This is a genomic window from Corynebacterium senegalense (assembly GCF_900411315.1).
Classification (GTDB): domain Bacteria; phylum Actinomycetota; class Actinomycetes; order Mycobacteriales; family Mycobacteriaceae; genus Corynebacterium; species Corynebacterium senegalense.
In genome coordinates this window covers 1,563,581-1,577,977 of record NZ_LS990887.1, presented here as the reverse complement: position 1 = coordinate 1,577,977, position 14,397 = coordinate 1,563,581, and the positions used below count along the sequence as shown (strand labels likewise).

Annotated in this window: 13 protein-coding genes; 4 read left to right on the top strand and 9 right to left on the bottom strand. The window is 64.6% G+C overall.

Features of this window, described 5'->3' with window-relative positions:
* Positions 1-30 precede the first annotated feature (30 nt).
* Entirely contained in the window at positions 31-603 is a 573-nt protein-coding gene (locus tag DYZ02_RS07665; RefSeq protein ID WP_181896926.1) for a TetR/AcrR family transcriptional regulator, read from the bottom strand.
* Here DYZ02_RS07665 and DYZ02_RS07660 point away from each other — a divergent pair.
* Both DYZ02_RS07660 and DYZ02_RS07655 read left to right on the top strand, forming a co-directional pair.
* Positions 602-1,381: a GAP family protein gene (locus tag DYZ02_RS07660; RefSeq protein ID WP_245945712.1), complete on the top strand. Its 780-nt coding sequence runs from the start codon at positions 602-604 to the stop codon at positions 1,379-1,381. The genes DYZ02_RS07665 and DYZ02_RS07660 overlap by 2 nt on opposite strands.
* Positions 1,378-1,734, top strand: a complete 357-nt coding sequence (locus tag DYZ02_RS07655) for a hypothetical protein (protein WP_115685708.1) — start codon at positions 1,378-1,380, stop codon at positions 1,732-1,734. The genes DYZ02_RS07660 and DYZ02_RS07655 overlap by 4 nt, the downstream gene beginning before the upstream one ends.
* Positions 1,735-1,759: 25 nt before the next feature.
* On the opposite strand, the gene DYZ02_RS07650 is transcribed toward DYZ02_RS07655, so the two are convergent.
* The 4 genes from DYZ02_RS07650 to glf form a co-directional block, all read right to left on the bottom strand.
* Complete coding sequence (locus tag DYZ02_RS07650) at positions 1,760-3,352, bottom strand: cation:proton antiporter (RefSeq protein ID WP_115685707.1); 1,593 nt, start codon at positions 3,350-3,352, stop codon at positions 1,760-1,762.
* Positions 3,353-4,166: 814 nt separating this feature from the next.
* Positions 4,167-5,252, bottom strand: coding sequence for a DUF262 domain-containing protein (locus tag DYZ02_RS07645; RefSeq protein ID WP_115685706.1), 1,086 nt, complete (start codon positions 5,250-5,252; stop codon positions 4,167-4,169).
* Positions 5,239-5,976 (bottom strand): hypothetical protein, encoded by a 738-nt coding sequence (locus DYZ02_RS11245; protein WP_147291491.1) that lies wholly within the window; start codon positions 5,974-5,976, stop codon positions 5,239-5,241. Before DYZ02_RS11245 ends, DYZ02_RS07645 begins: the two co-directional genes overlap by 14 nt.
* A 23-nt stretch (positions 5,977-5,999) precedes the next feature.
* On the bottom strand, positions 6,000-7,190 hold the full coding sequence (gene glf, locus DYZ02_RS07640) for a UDP-galactopyranose mutase (protein WP_181896925.1): 1,191 nt from the start codon (positions 7,188-7,190) through the stop codon (positions 6,000-6,002).
* 190 nt (positions 7,191-7,380) lie between these two features.
* Between glf and DYZ02_RS07635 the strand changes: the two genes are divergently transcribed.
* Entirely contained in the window at positions 7,381-9,162 is a 1,782-nt protein-coding gene (locus DYZ02_RS07635; RefSeq protein WP_181896924.1) for an N-acetylmuramoyl-L-alanine amidase, read from the top strand.
* Here DYZ02_RS07635 and glpK read toward each other — a convergent pair.
* The 4 genes from glpK to serS are packed head-to-tail and all read right to left on the bottom strand — an operon-like array spanning position 9,159 to position 13,588.
* Complete coding sequence (gene glpK / locus DYZ02_RS07630) at positions 9,159-10,631, bottom strand: glycerol kinase GlpK (RefSeq protein ID WP_115685704.1); 1,473 nt, start codon at positions 10,629-10,631, stop codon at positions 9,159-9,161. The genes DYZ02_RS07635 and glpK overlap by 4 nt on opposite strands.
* Before the next feature lie 47 nt (positions 10,632-10,678).
* Complete coding sequence (locus DYZ02_RS07625; RefSeq protein ID WP_115685703.1) at positions 10,679-11,503, bottom strand: HAD family hydrolase; 825 nt, start codon at positions 11,501-11,503, stop codon at positions 10,679-10,681.
* Between the two features lie 7 nt (positions 11,504-11,510).
* A complete protein-coding gene (locus DYZ02_RS07620) occupies positions 11,511-12,335 on the bottom strand; it encodes a lysophospholipid acyltransferase family protein (RefSeq protein ID WP_115685702.1) in 825 nt (274 codons plus the stop codon).
* Complete coding sequence (serS, locus tag DYZ02_RS07615; protein ID WP_115685701.1) at positions 12,335-13,588, bottom strand: serine--tRNA ligase; 1,254 nt, start codon at positions 13,586-13,588, stop codon at positions 12,335-12,337. The genes DYZ02_RS07620 and serS overlap by 1 nt, the downstream gene beginning before the upstream one ends.
* Positions 13,589-13,655: 67 nt before the next feature.
* Here serS and DYZ02_RS07610 point away from each other — a divergent pair, with 67 nt between their 5' ends.
* On the top strand, positions 13,656-14,378 hold the full coding sequence (locus DYZ02_RS07610; RefSeq protein ID WP_115685700.1) for a GntR family transcriptional regulator: 723 nt from the start codon (positions 13,656-13,658) through the stop codon (positions 14,376-14,378).
* Positions 14,379-14,397: the final 19 nt, after the last annotated feature.

The following is a 14,397-nucleotide window of genomic DNA, read 5'->3' as shown; positions in this document are numbered from 1 at the left end:
TCCTTGGTGTGGCTCGCGGCTCAACGGGGGTTAGCTGGCGAAGAGCAGGCCCAGGCCTACGCGGAGGTCTGCCACGATTCGGGCGGCCTCCGCTTCTGAAACCCGCAGATTGTCCAGCGTAAGGCCGTCGACCAGAGCGGTAACTAGGCGTGCCTTGGGCTTTGCAGCCTCCTCACCACCGAGCGCAAGGACAACACTGCTCTGAAAGTCTTCGAGGACCTCGGTATAGAGATTCGCAATCCAGTCCCGGGTCGCAGAGGCGGAGCCGTACGTGACCCAGATTGCGGCGTCTTCGGAACGCACCCCTCCGATCGGGAGGAGCTCGGCAAGCCTCGTCACCCAGGTTTCGAGCTTGTCTCCCCTTTCAGAAACTGCAGCCACTCGCTCCCCCTGGCGCTGAATGGAGCGAATGAACGCGTGCGCCAGCAGGGTGTCCTTGTTCGGAGCATGATATTGCACCGAGCCGGCGGCGAACCCGGATTCTTTCGCCACCTCCCGCACGCTCACGGCATCGAGCCCCCGCGACGCAATGATGCGGATAGTGGCGTCTGCAATTGCCGCGGCCGATTCTGAAAACTGATGGTCCAGGGAAAAGTCATTCATGGTTGCACCCCAGTCTAGATTCTCGTACGTTCGTAAGTCGCAGTACGTTCGTACGAGAGATCCGGAGATCCCCATGAGTTCGGTCATCCCCGTTGTTGGATTGGCGCTGCTTGACAGCCTGAGCCTGGGCACCCTTGTCATCCCCCTCGCGCTCATCGTCCACTGGCGCGCTGTGAGAGTGCCAGCGCTGGCTACGTACCTGGTCACAGTTGCGGCGGTCTACTTCCTCCTCGGGCTGGGACTGCTCCTCGGGTTCGCCAGCCTGGGCTCGGTCGCCGAACGGGTCACGCAGACCGACGTCTTCCCATGGATCACGTTGATACTGGGCGCGGCCCTTGCGATCTTCGGCATCTTCGCACCAAACCCCAAGAAGCCCGAACCCGGGCAGTTGCCGAAACACGCGGCCAGCGCAATAAGCAGTGTTCCAAGCATGGTCGCCCTGGGCCTCGGCGCATCGCTTACCGAGGCGGCGACGATGCTGCCGTACATCGCAGCGATGGGCATCATCGGCAGCTGGGATATCCCATCCGTGGCAAAGGCTGGAGCCGTGGGCATCTACTGCCTCATTATGATCGTGCCAACAGGTGTCCTCGCTACCTTCGCACTGCTCTTCGGCCAAAAGTTTTTCCCGCGGCTTGAACGCCTTATCCCCCGCCTCGAGTACGAGGCAAAAGTGACGCTTCTCTGGATCGCCGCCATCGTCGGCATCTACATGGTGATCCAGAGCGTCCCGATGCTCCGCGCCGACCTTTCCGCTCTGGAATACTCGGCCCCATGAACAGCACAGGCAATTCCTCGGGTCGCAACTACGCCGCTGCCGTGGCGTTGATCGTGGTGGCCGTCCTGTCGTTTGCGTTCCTGTCCGGGCCGACGGCCGTGTTCACCGGCATCGCCGCCGCCGTCGCGGGCGCAGTGTTTTTGGTGATGGGCATCCAGGCCGCCAACGACCGCCACCCCGACACGCTCGAGCAGGACCTGTACGGCCTGCCGGAGACCCACTACGCCGACGGCGACCGCCAGTTCGGCCACGCCTCCCCGCCTGAGACGGTTGGCGACATCGACTGGGACGGGGATTTCCGCCGCGAGTTCGGTGGGGGCGATACCGGCGGCGCTCCGGAGGCTCGTCGATAAGCAATTGAGCCCTACCCTTGGGCGGCTACTCTTCCGGCTCCCACAGCGTGCTGGGTGCGGCGAGCGCGCTGCGGTCGCGGGCGAGGATCAGCTTGTCCAGGTCTGCCAGCACCGCGTCGACATCGGCGGGATTGTACTGGCGCTCCCGGCGCGCCTGCTGCAGCTCCCTACTCGCAGCCCGTAGTGCCACTTGCTGCATCTGCAGAGCGCCGGCGCGAGCGCGCTTGAAGGCTTGCTTACGCTCCTCGGAGCCCTCGGGGTCTTGCAGGCGCTTCTCCGCGATGGAATCGAGCCATTCCTGCACCATCGCGTAGGCCTCCGGCGCGAACTCCTCGCCGTGCTGCTTCACCGCTTTGCGCGCAGCGGCGTAGGCGCGCTGGTTCAGCTCCTCGACGGCCTTGTCCCCGCCCGGTCCGTTTTGCAAGTCGAGCTTGTCCACGAGCCACGGGAGCAGCAGCCCGGGCACCACCATCGTGCAGGTGAGCACGGTCAGGGCGATGACCGAAAGCTCGTGGTGGTACGCGGTTGTGGACGCGGGAATAGCTAGCACCAGCGCCAACGTGACCAGGCCGCGCATGCCAGCCCACGCCATGAGCAGCACTTCCTGCATCCGCAGCGGCGAGACATTGGTGTGGTGCATGTTCTGGTTGATCTTGTACAGCACGAACATCCAGGCGAACCGGACAGCGAAAGCCACCGCCGAGAAGACGACGCCGACCTGCACCGCCTGCCAGATGTGCGTGCCGGCGGTGTCGAGTGCGTCGCGCACACTCATGCCGATCAGGCCGAACGCAACGCCGGTGAAGAGCAGTTCCACCGTCTCCCAGAACGAATGGCCGGTCAGGCGGTCCTCGGCGGTCATGGCGGAGCGCGACGACATTTCCACTGCGGCGATGACGATAGCGATGACGCCGGAGGCCTCGATGGCCTCGCAGCCCGCGTAGATGGCGAACGGGAGCACCCAGGTAAACGCGGTGCGGATCACCGAATCCGGCACGGAGTTAGCGAACATGGCGGCCAGCCGGCCCACGACCAGGCCGATAACCACGGCGGCGACCGCCGCGTACAGGAACTGGAAAAACCCTTTGGTGAAGTCGACCTCGCCGTGAGCCACCGCCGCCGCCATGGCGACGTTGAAGGTGACGATGGAGGCGGCGTCGTTGAACAACCCCTCAGTCTGCAGGGTGCTGGTGATGCGCTTCGGGATGCCAGCCGGGCCCGCCACCGCGTCCACAGCCACCGGGTCCGGCGGCGCGATCGCGGCGGCGAGGACCATCGCGGCGGCGAGGCTCAGCCCCGGCAGCATCCACATCGCCGTGGCGGTCAGCGCCGCGATGGTGAGGAACACCAGGATGACGGACATGGTCAGCACCACGTTGAGCTGGGAGCGGATCTGCCCCCAGCTCGTGCGCCGGGCCAGCGACCACAACAGCGGCGGCAGGAAGATCGGCAGGATCAGGTGCGGAGGGATGGACACCGTGTCAATGCCCGGAATGAAGATGACCGGCGCCACCACCACGGTCAAAAGCGCCGGCCACGGCAGGCCGGTGCGCTCACCTACTGCGGCGACGAGGACGGTGGCTAGAAGCAGCCCGATTAGTGCTATGAATGTTCCCACGCGGGGTCATGATAGCGGAGTGTTTGGCCACAACACCCGACCTTGATGAGAGCGCTTACGGATCCAAAGCAGCAATCGACATTACTGCTTCCATTCATCGCTGCCCTGGGTACCCGACGTGATGTATTTCCTCGGAGCGGCGAGTTTCCGACGCCGCGTCTTTCTATGGATTCTGGCCATCCTAGGAATTTTTGACACCGGCCGAGTCAAACCTGCGGTGAGCAATCTGCCGAACCGGCTGGCCAATCCTGTCCATACCATTCCGCCGGATAATGACCCTTTTGGTTTAATGTATCTTCAACGCAGACGAAGATAATGGTGCCCTATACCGCGGAAATGAGTATCATTTACGAATGGTGAATCCCGATAGCAGAGGAGCTATCAACTACCGCGCGACCATCCTGCTCCCCCGCACGGTGCCTCTCGTGCCGGGGCAGAAGTTCTTCCCTACCTCGAGAAAAGTATGCCAACTTGACGCCAAATCAACCCTGCTGTAGACCGCGGCAAGCTTCGGCTTTTTCGAGATCGTCTACAGGCGTGGGCACTGTTCACTAGTGTGCACGCTGCCAAGCGATCGTTCTGCCTTCCTCGTAGTAGTGGCGGGCGTGCTTTTGGAAGACCGACAGAGCGGCACCGGCCGAGACCGCTGGGAGGCGCGCCACGCACGCTAGGTGATGTCAGAAATTCGAAGATCCGCCCCCACCCGATCTGACAGCAAGGAACTCTACGTCGCGTTTTTTATCCTTACCGCAGGAGACAAGCGGTAGTGCCATACCGCATTTGTAGGCCCCGAGAAGAAAGATCGACGGCCGGCTTACGCAAAAGCTTCTCGCATAACCTCGACTAGAGCCTGATTTCGATTCCGCCTTGCGCCTAGGTCTGACGAGTTACGGATTCCGGTCTCATACTGAACCACCCAATCGCGGGCCTTCTCAAGGCTCACTCCGAGTTGCTTTGCGAAACTGGCTAGACCATCCTCTCCCCCGGATCTTCTCTTCTTTTCGTTAACAGCCGCTTGAAAACTATCCAGGGCACCCGCAACCTTCTCACGTCCCGCATCATCTAAGCTTTTCAGTTCAGAGAACAAACTGTAAGAGGCTAGGAGAAGTGTGTACATGTCAACAATGTTGGACCAGCGGGTCCGAGGCGACCATTTAACAATGTCTTCAATCAGCGTTAGCAGTGCAATAAAGTTGTCTGCCTCATCGGAATAGGCATCAAAGTCTTCGGAAAGTGTGTTATACCTCTCATCGAAACCCTTGCGCTTATTAGGAATCCCGAATAGGCAGGACCCGAATACGTCTGCATAGAACTCTAGGTCACCTCCCCTCATCTGCCTTGTAACGCTGAACAGCCCCGCCCTTTGATTCACCGGATGGCTTACGCAGTCACGAAGGAAATCCATAAAACGGCCAGGCAGCAAGGCGTTGCGAATCTCTTGACTCGTCAGGGTCATGTTGACCCTGTTCACTCGAGCAAAGATTTCCCTAACGGTCTCATCATTGAGATTAAGCAATTTGCGGACCGGAAATGTGTATTGAAAGAACGCCATTCTTACGTCCTCCGAAAGATCCTTGAAGTATCTTCCGTGAAATTCACGCGAACGCTCATCAGAAAGTGAATCCAAGCTGTAATCGTTCGATAGAAAATGAATCAGGGCGCTCAGACGCTGTTGCCCATCCACTACAGAAACAGTTTGATTACCTTCAGCGTCCGTAGCGTACTCTAGGTAGATCTCCGGAATAGGGTAGCCGAGCAAGATCGTTTCCATAAGCGAATCTTTAGCCTCTTGCGGCCAGACGACTTTGCGCTGATAGTCTGGCTGGAGAATTAATTCGTCACGCTGATGCATGCCCCAGAAGTCAGCGACGGTTTTCGACTCGATGCTAAATGCGTCCATTAGCTGCGTTCCTTTTATCAAGTTCAGTGATGGCACGTTCAATCGATCTGAGCTGGTAAGCCCTCAGATGCTCCGACGATTTGTAGAGACGAAAGTTGATCTCTATGTCTTCATAGCCAGATCCCAGAGTCTGTATTAGCGAATCCCTTGCTTTGGACCACTGCTGTCCATATCTCATCCTGGTGAGCACACTTTCAAGTGGTACGAAACCGTCCAAGATCGACCTTAGGATATAAATCTGTCGGAAATGCGCTTCCGACAGCGGTTTTCCAACCAGACTGCGATTTAGCTCCTGATGGAACTTCATGGCCTGTAGGTCCTCCAGGGATTTCTCAAAGAGTGTTTCCGAAACGATAGCAACGTCTAAATCCGACCCGTTAGCTGCATCGAAGGGTTTGAAAAACTGTTTCGGATTCAAGGAGTAACCTAGCTTGCCGCTCCCGACAACCCGGACCCCTTCCACTAAGATGGTGCAACCAAGGTCACTGGTAGGACTGAGCACCTCAGCCACTTCATGACGAAACGCAGAGTATTTCGGCATTTTTGGAATCGCAAAGCAAGGACCATCCAGCATATATGCAGTTAGGAACTTCTGAGGATCCCGTTCAACACCTTGAACCTGCTCCCGGAATTCTGCGAATGAACGCCCAGTCGACCACGACTCCAAGTGAGCACCTGACCTTCGAAAATTTGAATGCGCCGTCAGCATCTTAGCACCTTCCATGACGGCAAGGTTGCCTTCAGCCCCTAGTGCCCGCGCGGCTGGCTCAACGGCTGGCCGGATTCGAAGAACGGGCGCAGCTGGTTGTCAAACAAGGTCAGCGCGGCGGCGATGGCCATGTGCATGTCCAGGTACTGGTAGGTGCCCAGGCGGCCGCCGAACAGGACGTTGTGCTGCTCGGATTCGGCGGCGGCGAGGCGTCGATAGGCTTCCAGCCTCTCGCGGTCCTCCGGGGTGTTGATCGGGTAGTACACCTCATCATCCTCCGAAGCGAAGCGGGAGTACTCCTTCACAATCACCGTCTTGTCGGACGGGTACTCAGACCGCTCCGGGTGGAAGTGGCGGAACTCGTGGATGCGGGTGTACGGCACGTCCGCGTCGTTGTAGTTCATCACCGGGGTGCCCTGGAAGTCACCGACCTCGAGGACCTCCTGCTCGAAGTCGAGGGTGCGCCAGCCCAGACGCCCCTCGGCGTAGTCGAAGTACTGGTCAAGCGGGCCGGTGTAGACCACCGGCGCGTCGGGGTTCTCAGCGCGGATGGAGTCGCGGACTTCGAACCAGTCGGTGTCGGTACGTACATCGATATGCTCATGCGCCGCCATCTTCTCCAGCCACGCGGCGTAGCCGTCGACAGGCAGGCCTTCGTAGGTGTCGTTGAAGTAGCGGTTGTTGAAGGTGTAGCGCACCGGCAGGCGCGAGATGATCTCCGGCGGCAGGTCGGTGGGGTCGGTCTGCCACTGCTTGGCGGTGTAGTGCTTCACGAACGCGTCGTAGAGCGGCTTGCCGATCAGCGCGATGCCGCGCTCTTCCAGGTTCGTCGCGGCTGCGGGGTCGAGGCCCTCGCGCTGCTCCTCGATGAGCTTCTTCGCCTCCTCCGGCGAGTAGTAGCGGCCGAAGAACTGGTTGATCAGGCCCAGCCCCATGGGGAACTGGTACGCCGTGCCGTCGTGCATGGCAAAGACGCGGTGCTGGTAATCCGTGAAATCGGTGAAGCGGTTGACGTACTCCCACACGCGCTGGTTGGAGGTGTGGAACAGGTGCGCGCCGTATTTGTGCACCTCGATGCCGGTCTCGGGCTCCTTCTCGGAGTAGGCGTTGCCGCCGATGTGGCCGCGCTTTTCCACCACGAGCACGCGCTTGCCCAGCTCGCTCGCGGCCTGCTCGGCGACGGTGAGGCCGAAGAACCCGGATCCAACAACGATGAGGTCATAAGTCATGGCCCCATTTTCGCACATTCGCTTCACGACGCCCCGACGCGCGACACACCCAGAAGTCTCAATCCTTCCTTTAGGGTTGTCGGTGCTCTACACTGCACATTGATTAACTGTTTTCACACTTGCCACAGGAGCCCCTACCGTGCAACAACGACGACGACTCACCAGGTCATCCTCGCGGGTTAACCCCGTCATGGCCGCCCTCGTTTCGGCGGCCCTCGTTGCCGTCACCGCCATCGGCGGCAACCAGATCCTCCAGGTCCAGTCCATCGGCCAGGGCTCGATGGAGGTCTCCTCCTCCAGCACCTCCTTCGCCGATGGCGCCGACGTCACCGTCGACGACGCCGCCGTGAAGACCCAGGGCGGCGACGGCCAGGAGCGCCGCGTGGTCAAGGAGTTCACCCGCGAGACGCCCTTCACCATGTTCGGCCTGACCTGGACCGGCGAGCGCGACATCGTCGCCTACGTCCGCTCCCACAAGGCGGACGGCTCCTGGTCCGAGTGGTTCCCCATGGACCAGGCCGAGTCCGTGCCCAACGCCGCGAAGTTCGGCACCGAGCCGATCTTCGTCGAGCCCACCACCCGCATCCAGGTCTCCACCGGCAACGTCGACCTCATGGAGGACGGCCGCGCCGAGTCCGAGGCCCCCACCACCGCCAAGGACCTCGACGCCATCTTCCTCGACGGCGGCGAGGGCACTGCCCAGGGCGACATCGCCCCGGTTGCCGAGACCTACGCGCAGGGCATGCCCAAGGTCATCTCCCGCGCACAGTGGGGCGCGGGCTGGGCCAGCCACCCCACCTACACCGACCCGGTCAGCGCCGTGACCGTGCACCACACCGCCGGCTCCAACAACTACACCGAGGCCCAGGCCCCCGGCATCGTCCGCGGCATCTGGGACTACCACACCAACACCCTCGGCTGGGGCGACGTGGGCTACAACGCCCTGGTGGATAAGTACGGCAACATCTACGAGGGCCGCTCCGGCGGCCTGGACAAGGCGGTCGAGGGCGCCCACGTCGGCGGCTTCAACCAGAACACCTGGGGCGTGTCCATGCTGGGCGACTACCAGAAGACCGCACCGACCCAGGCCTCCATCCAGGCGATGGGCGAGATCATCGGCTGGAAGGCCGCCGTCGCCGGCTTCGACCCGATGGGCAAGAGCTTCCACACCGCCGACTTCAACTTCCAGGGCAGCCGCTACGCCGCCGGCCAGGGCGCGACGTTCAACAACATCAACGCCCACCGCGACTTCCACTACAACACCTGCCCCGGCGACTACCTCTACAACCAGCTCGGCGCGATCCGCACCATCGCCGCCGCGAAGGCCACCTCGGTCAAGGCCGGGACGGACTTCACTGCGCCGGACACCCCGCGCCCGAAGGAGACCGTGCCCAACCCCAACGGGGGCACGACCACCGTTACCGCCCCGGAGGGCTCGAGCCAGCTGCAGGGCCTCGACCTCACCGGCCTGGCCGAGGGCGATCCCGTCGCCGTCGCCGGCGCCGCGGGCACCATCGCCGGCGTGCTCATCCTCTTCGCCGCGCAGTACGACCTGCTGCCCGGCGGCGCGCAGACCGTCGGCGGGATCGAGATCCTCCCGGGCCTGACCCTGGACAAGATCACCCCGTACATCGGGCCGATCCTCAAGTTCGCCGGCAAGGACGAGGCCGCCGAATCCTGGGCTCAGCTCGAGCCGACGCTGGGCACCCTGACCGGCGCCGCCGGCGTGGGCGGCAACAGCTACGCCTTCTTCGAAAACGGCATCGCCATCAGGAACTCCGGCGGCGACGTCCACACCCTCGTCGGCGAGATTGCCGACGCCTGGCTCCAGCAAGGCCTCGACGGCGGCCCGCTCGGCCTGCCCACCTCGGACCAGTACTCCCCCGCCCAGGACCTCGTCCGGGTGGACTTCCAGGGCGGCCACATCGCCTTCAACCCGCAGACGAAGGCCGTGGACATCAACGTGGATTAGCCCAGCCCGTAGGACCTGCCCACAGCGTCCTTCCACGCCGAGACAAGCCGGTCCCTCACGGGGCCGGCTATCTCGTTGTTCCAGGAAGTGGACTCCCCGAGGGTGAGTGGGGCGTCGATAACCGAAGCCCCGATCCCCGCCGCCGAGGCCGCGCCCATGACCGTGGTCTCGATGTTGCCCGGGCGCACCACGCGCGCGCCGAGGATGTCGGCCTGCATCTGCATGAGCAGGTCATTGTCGGTCATCCCGCCGTCGACGCGCAGCTCGTCGATCGCCACCCCCGCGTCCTGCTCCATCGCCCGGACCACCTCGAGCGTCTGCAGGCATGTGGCCTCCAGCGCGGCGCGGGCGATGTGGCGCCGGTCGGCGAAGCGGGTCAGGCCCGTGATGATCCCCCGGGCGTCGGACCGCCAGCGTGGGGCGAACAGCCCCGAGAACGCCGGCACGATGACCACCCCGGCGCTGTCGTCCACCTGGCGCGCCAGGCTCTCCGACTCTGCGGCGGTGCGCAGGATACCCAGCTGGTCGCGCAACCACTGGATCAGCGACCCACCCACGGCCACCGAGCCCTCCAACGCGTACACCGGGGCCTGACCGGCGCGCTGGTACGCCACGGTGCTGAGCAGCCCGTGCTCGCTGAGCTGCACCGCGCCACCCGTGTTGAGCAGCATGAACAGCCCCGTTCCGTAGGTCATCTTCGCCTCCCCCTCAGCGAGGCACCCCTGCCCGAACAGCGCCGCCTGCTGGTCGCCGAGCACCCCGGTGATCGGCACGCCCGCGAACGGCCCCCGCGGCCGCACACGCGCGAACTCGCCTATCGACGCCCGAATCTCCGGCAGCATCACCCGCGGCACACCGATCTCGTCGCACAGCGCCTCGTCCCAGTCCAGCGTGTTCAGGTCCATGAGCAGGGTGCGGCTGGCATTGGTCACGTCCGTCAGGTGCACCGCGCGCTCCGGCTCTCTGGCCCCGCCCGTCAGGTTCCACATCAGCCACGTGTCGATGGTGCCGGCCAGCAGCTCGCCGCGCTCCGCCCGCTCGCGCGCGCCCTCGACGTTGTCCAGGATCCACGCCCACTTCGGGCCCGCCGGGTAGGAGTTGTGCAACAGGCCGGTGGTGCGCATGTGGCGGGCCGGGTCGCCGTCGTGGTTCGTGCGGGTGTCCTGCCACACGATCGCGTTGTAGACCGGCTTGCCCGTCTCCCTGTCCCACACCACGGCCGTCTCGCGCTGGTTGGTGATGCCGAGGGCGGCGATGTCGCCCTCCGTGATGTCCTTCTGCGCCAGGGCCTCCGCGATCGCCCGGCGCGTGTTGCGCCAGATCTCCATCGGGTCGTGCTCGACCCACCCCTGGCGCGGCATGATCTGCCCGTGCTCGAACTGGGCCTGGGAGACGACCCGCCCCTCCGTGGTGGTGATGACCACCCTCGTCGATGTCGTCCCTTGATCTATGGCGGCGATGTACGGCATAGCGGCTAGTTTAGGAAACCCCGGCCGCGGCGGAGCCGCATCAGCCCCTAAAACCAGTGCTCGAGCACCTGGGCCACGCCGTCCTCGTCGTTGCTGGCCGTGACGTGGTCCGCCGCCTCCAGCGCCACGGGGGCCGCGTTGGCCATCGCCACGCCCATGCCCGACCAGGCGAGCATCTCGCAGTCGTTGGGCATGTCGCCGAAGGTGATCACCTCGCCCGGCTCCACCCCGTAGCGGGCCGCCAGGATCGACGCGCCCGTCGCCTTGTTCACCCCGGGGCGCGACAGTTCCAGCAGGCCCTCGTCCATGGAGTAGGTGACGTGGGCGGACTCGGACTCCACCACCGGCGCGATGAGGTCGAACATCTCGGCCGAGACCAGCTCCGGGCAGCGGACGAGGAGTTTGGCCGCGGGGACGTCGATAAGCTCGGCGACGGGCACGACCCCGAACCGCGAATCCCACGCGTCCGGGTTGTAGGAGGGGGTGACAAGGAAGACCTCGTCCTCGGGGTCGAGGGCCGACTGCCCCACCCGCTCCGCGCCATAGCCGTAGGGCAGGCCGAGAGGTGCCATGACGGAGTCGACGGCCCCGACGATCTCGGCCATCACGTCGGGCTCCAGCTCGAATGACTCGAGAACCGAGTCGGAGGACGGGTCGTAGACCACCGCGCCGTTGGCGCAGACGCAGACCGGGCTGACGGGCAGCTGGTCCAGCACCGGAATCAGCCAGCGGTGCGGCCGGCCGGTGGCGAGGCCGAAGTGGACCCCCGAGCGCACGGCCCGCATCACCACGTCGCGCAGCCGCGGGGTGACTCGCCCGTTGCTGTTGAGGAAGGTGCCGTCGATGTCGCTGATGATCAGTCTCGGGGCCATCACCGCATCACGCCTTCTTCTTGCGCGCTTCTTTTTCGCGGGCGTAGATCTCCGCGGCCTCCTCCGGCGTGGGGGCGGCGCCGCCGAGCGACTTCGGCATCCAGGCCTGACCCTCCGGGAAGGGGCCGAAAGACTCGGCGTACTCGGCGCGCGAGGAGTCCAGCAGCTCGGACATCGCCGCCTTGAGCCGCTCGGTGACCTCCTCGGGGGTGCCGTCGGTGGGCACCGGGGCGCCGTAGCGCACGATCACCGGGGTCTTCGTGCGGCCGAGGCGCTTGGGCAGGTCCTTCGTCCAGATGCGCTGGGAGCCCCAGATCACGCAGGGGATGAGCGGCACCCCGGCGCGCTGGGCGATGCGCGCGCCGCCCGTCTTGAAGTCCGACAGCTCGAAGGAGCGCGAGATCGTCCCCTCCGGGAAGATGCCCACCAGCCCGCCGTCGGCGAGGAACTCGACGGCCCGGTCCACCGCCCCGGCCCCGGCGGAGCGGTCGACGGGCACGTGCCTCATGCCCCGCATCAGCCACCCGATCACGGGCTTGCTGAACACCTCGGCCTTGGCCATGAAGCGCACCAGGCGCCTGCCCTTCAGGTGCGGGCCCATCCCGGCGAAGATGAAGTCGAACCAGCCGGTGTGGTTGATGGCCAGCAGCGCGCCGCCCTCGGCCGGGAGGTTGTCCAGCCCGTGCACCGTCGTCTGTGTGCCCTGGGCACGGAAGACGGCCTTGGCAACGCGGATGACGCGGTTGTAGAAGCGCTCGCGCGACTCGGTCGGGTGCCCGGGGGCGGCGGCGTAGCTCGGGTCGACAACGAACTGTCCTTCGATGAGGGCCATTAGGGCACCAGCACTTCCTTGCCCACCCACGGGCGCAGGGCCTCGGGCACGGTGACGGAGCCGTCCGGGTTCTGGTTGTTCTCGATGATGGCCACGAGCCAGCGCGTTGTCGCCAGCGTGCCGTTGAGGGTGGCCACGGTCTGGGTCTTGCCGTCCTCGTCGCGGTAGCGCGTTGCCAGTCGACGCCCCTGGAAGGTCGTGCAGTTCGAGGTGGAGGTGAGCTCCCGGTAGGTGTTCTGGGAGGGCACCCACGCCTCGGTGTCGAACTTGCGGGCCGCGGAGGAGCCGAGGTCGCCGGCGGCGACGTCGATGATGCGGTAGGGCACCTCGACGGCGGCGAGCATCTCACGCTCGAGACCGAGCAGCTTCTGGTGCATCTCCTTGGCCTGCTCGGGCTTGCAGTAGACGAACATCTCCAGCTTGTCGAACTGGTGGACGCGCAGGATGCCCTTGGTGTCCTTGCCGTAGGAGCCGGCCTCGCGGCGGAAGCAGGAGGACCAGCCGGCGTAGAGCAGAGGGCCGTCGCTTAAGTCGATGATCTCGTCGCGGTGGTAGCCGGCCAGGGCCACCTCCGAGGTGCCCACGAGGTAGAGGTCGTCGCGCTCGAGATAGTAGATCTCCTCGTCGTGCTCGTCGAGGAAGCCGGTGCCCTGCATGATCTCCGGGCGCACGAGCACCGGCGGGACCATGACCTTGAACCCGGCCTCGCGGGCCTTCTGCGCGGCGAGCATGAGCATGCCCAGCTGCATCCACGCGCCGTCGCCGACGAGGTAGTAGAAACGCGCGCCGCCGACCTTGGTGCCGCGCTTCATGTCGATGATGCCGAGCGCCTCGCCGAGGTCGAGGTGGTCCTTGACCTCGAAGTCGAACTGGGGGACCTCGCCGACGTGCTCGAGGACAACGAAGTCCTCCTCGCCGCCGGCGGGCGCGCCCTCAACCACGTTCGCGATGGAGTACTGCAGGCGGCGCACCTGCTCCTCCGCCTCGCCCTGGGCGGCCTCGGCAGCCTTGACCTTCTCCTTCAGCTCGTTCGAGCCCTCGAGCAGGGCGGGTCGCTCCTCCGGCGCGGCCTGGCCGATCTTCTTGCCGAAGGCCTTCTGCTCGGCGCGCAGCTCGTCGGCCGCCTGGATGGAGCTGCGGCGCACCTCGTCGGCGGCGAGCAGCTGGTCGACGAGGCCGGGATCCTCGCCACGGGCCCGCTGGGATTCGCGGACGGCGTCGGGGTTTTCGCGCAGGAATTTGAGATCAATCACGCCTCCCTACTCTAGCGGGTCGCTCTCGCTGTGGACTGGTAATAACCACCCGGAGTAGAATGGCGACATGCAGATCTCCGACGGACCTGTCCCGAAGCACGCCCAGCTGCGCCTCATCCTGGAGCAGATGTGCGACGACGAGCTCGCCCCCGGCGACCCCATCCCGGGCGAGCGCGTCCTGGAGGAGGCCTACGGCGTCAGCCGCATCACGGTGCGCCGCGCCATCGGGGACCTCGTGGCCATGGGCAAGCTGCGCCGGGTGCGCGGCAAGGGCACGTTCGTCGCCCCCAGCCCGCTGGTCAGCCACCTGCACCTGGCCAGCTTCTCGGACGAAATGAAGGCCCAGCACGTCCAGGCGTCGTCGAAAATTCTGCTCTCGGGTCGCGCCACCCCGCCGCCGGAGGTCGCCTCCTTCTTCCGCACCGACCCCGGGGTGCAGCACATCCACCTGCGGCGACTGCGCCTCGGCGACGGCGAGCCCTACGCCATCGACGACGCCTGGTACAACGGCGAGCTCGTCCCCGACCTGCTCGAAAACGACGTCTACAACTCCGTCTACACCCTCCTTGAGCAGGACTACGAGCTCGGCATCACCGAGGCCGACCAAACCGTCACCGCGGTCGAGGCCAGCGAATCCAACGCAGCGCTTCTCGACGTCCCCGCCGGCGCCGCCCTCCTCCACATCCTGCGCTACGCCCGCAGCGGCGAGCACAACGTCGAGCTCTGCTCCTCGGTCTACCGCACCGACCGCTACCGGCTGACCACCCGAGTCGGGCGCACTGCGGAATAGAAAACGCCGGTAGGGCAGA

Bases quoted from the DNA above. Each gene is read 5' to 3' on its own strand.
- glf (WP_181896925.1), bottom strand. From the start codon at position 7,190: ATGACTTATGACCTCATCGTTGTTGGATCCGGGTTCTTCGGCCTCACC.
- DYZ02_RS07610 (WP_115685700.1), top strand. From the start codon at position 13,656: ATGCAGATCTCCGACGGACCTGTCCCGAAGCACGCCCAGCTGCGCCTC.
- DYZ02_RS07620 (WP_115685702.1), bottom strand. From the start codon at position 12,335: ATGGCCCTCATCGAAGGACAGTTCGTTGTCGACCCGAGCTACGCCGCC.
- DYZ02_RS07635 (WP_181896924.1), top strand. From the start codon at position 7,381: ATGGCCGCCCTCGTTTCGGCGGCCCTCGTTGCCGTCACCGCCATCGGC.
- DYZ02_RS07665 (WP_181896926.1), bottom strand. From the start codon at position 603: ATGAATGACTTTTCCCTGGACCATCAGTTTTCAGAATCGGCCGCGGCA.
- DYZ02_RS07660 (WP_245945712.1), top strand. From the start codon at position 602: ATGGTTGCACCCCAGTCTAGATTCTCGTACGTTCGTAAGTCGCAGTAC.
- DYZ02_RS07625 (WP_115685703.1), bottom strand. From the start codon at position 11,503: ATGGCCCCGAGACTGATCATCAGCGACATCGACGGCACCTTCCTCAAC.
- glpK (WP_115685704.1), bottom strand. From the start codon at position 10,631: ATGCCGTACATCGCCGCCATAGATCAAGGGACGACATCGACGAGGGTG.
- DYZ02_RS07645 (WP_115685706.1), bottom strand. From the start codon at position 5,252: ATGGACGCATTTAGCATCGAGTCGAAAACCGTCGCTGACTTCTGGGGC.
- DYZ02_RS07655 (WP_115685708.1), top strand. From the start codon at position 1,378: ATGAACAGCACAGGCAATTCCTCGGGTCGCAACTACGCCGCTGCCGTG.
- DYZ02_RS11245 (WP_147291491.1), bottom strand. From the start codon at position 5,976: ATGGAAGGTGCTAAGATGCTGACGGCGCATTCAAATTTTCGAAGGTCA.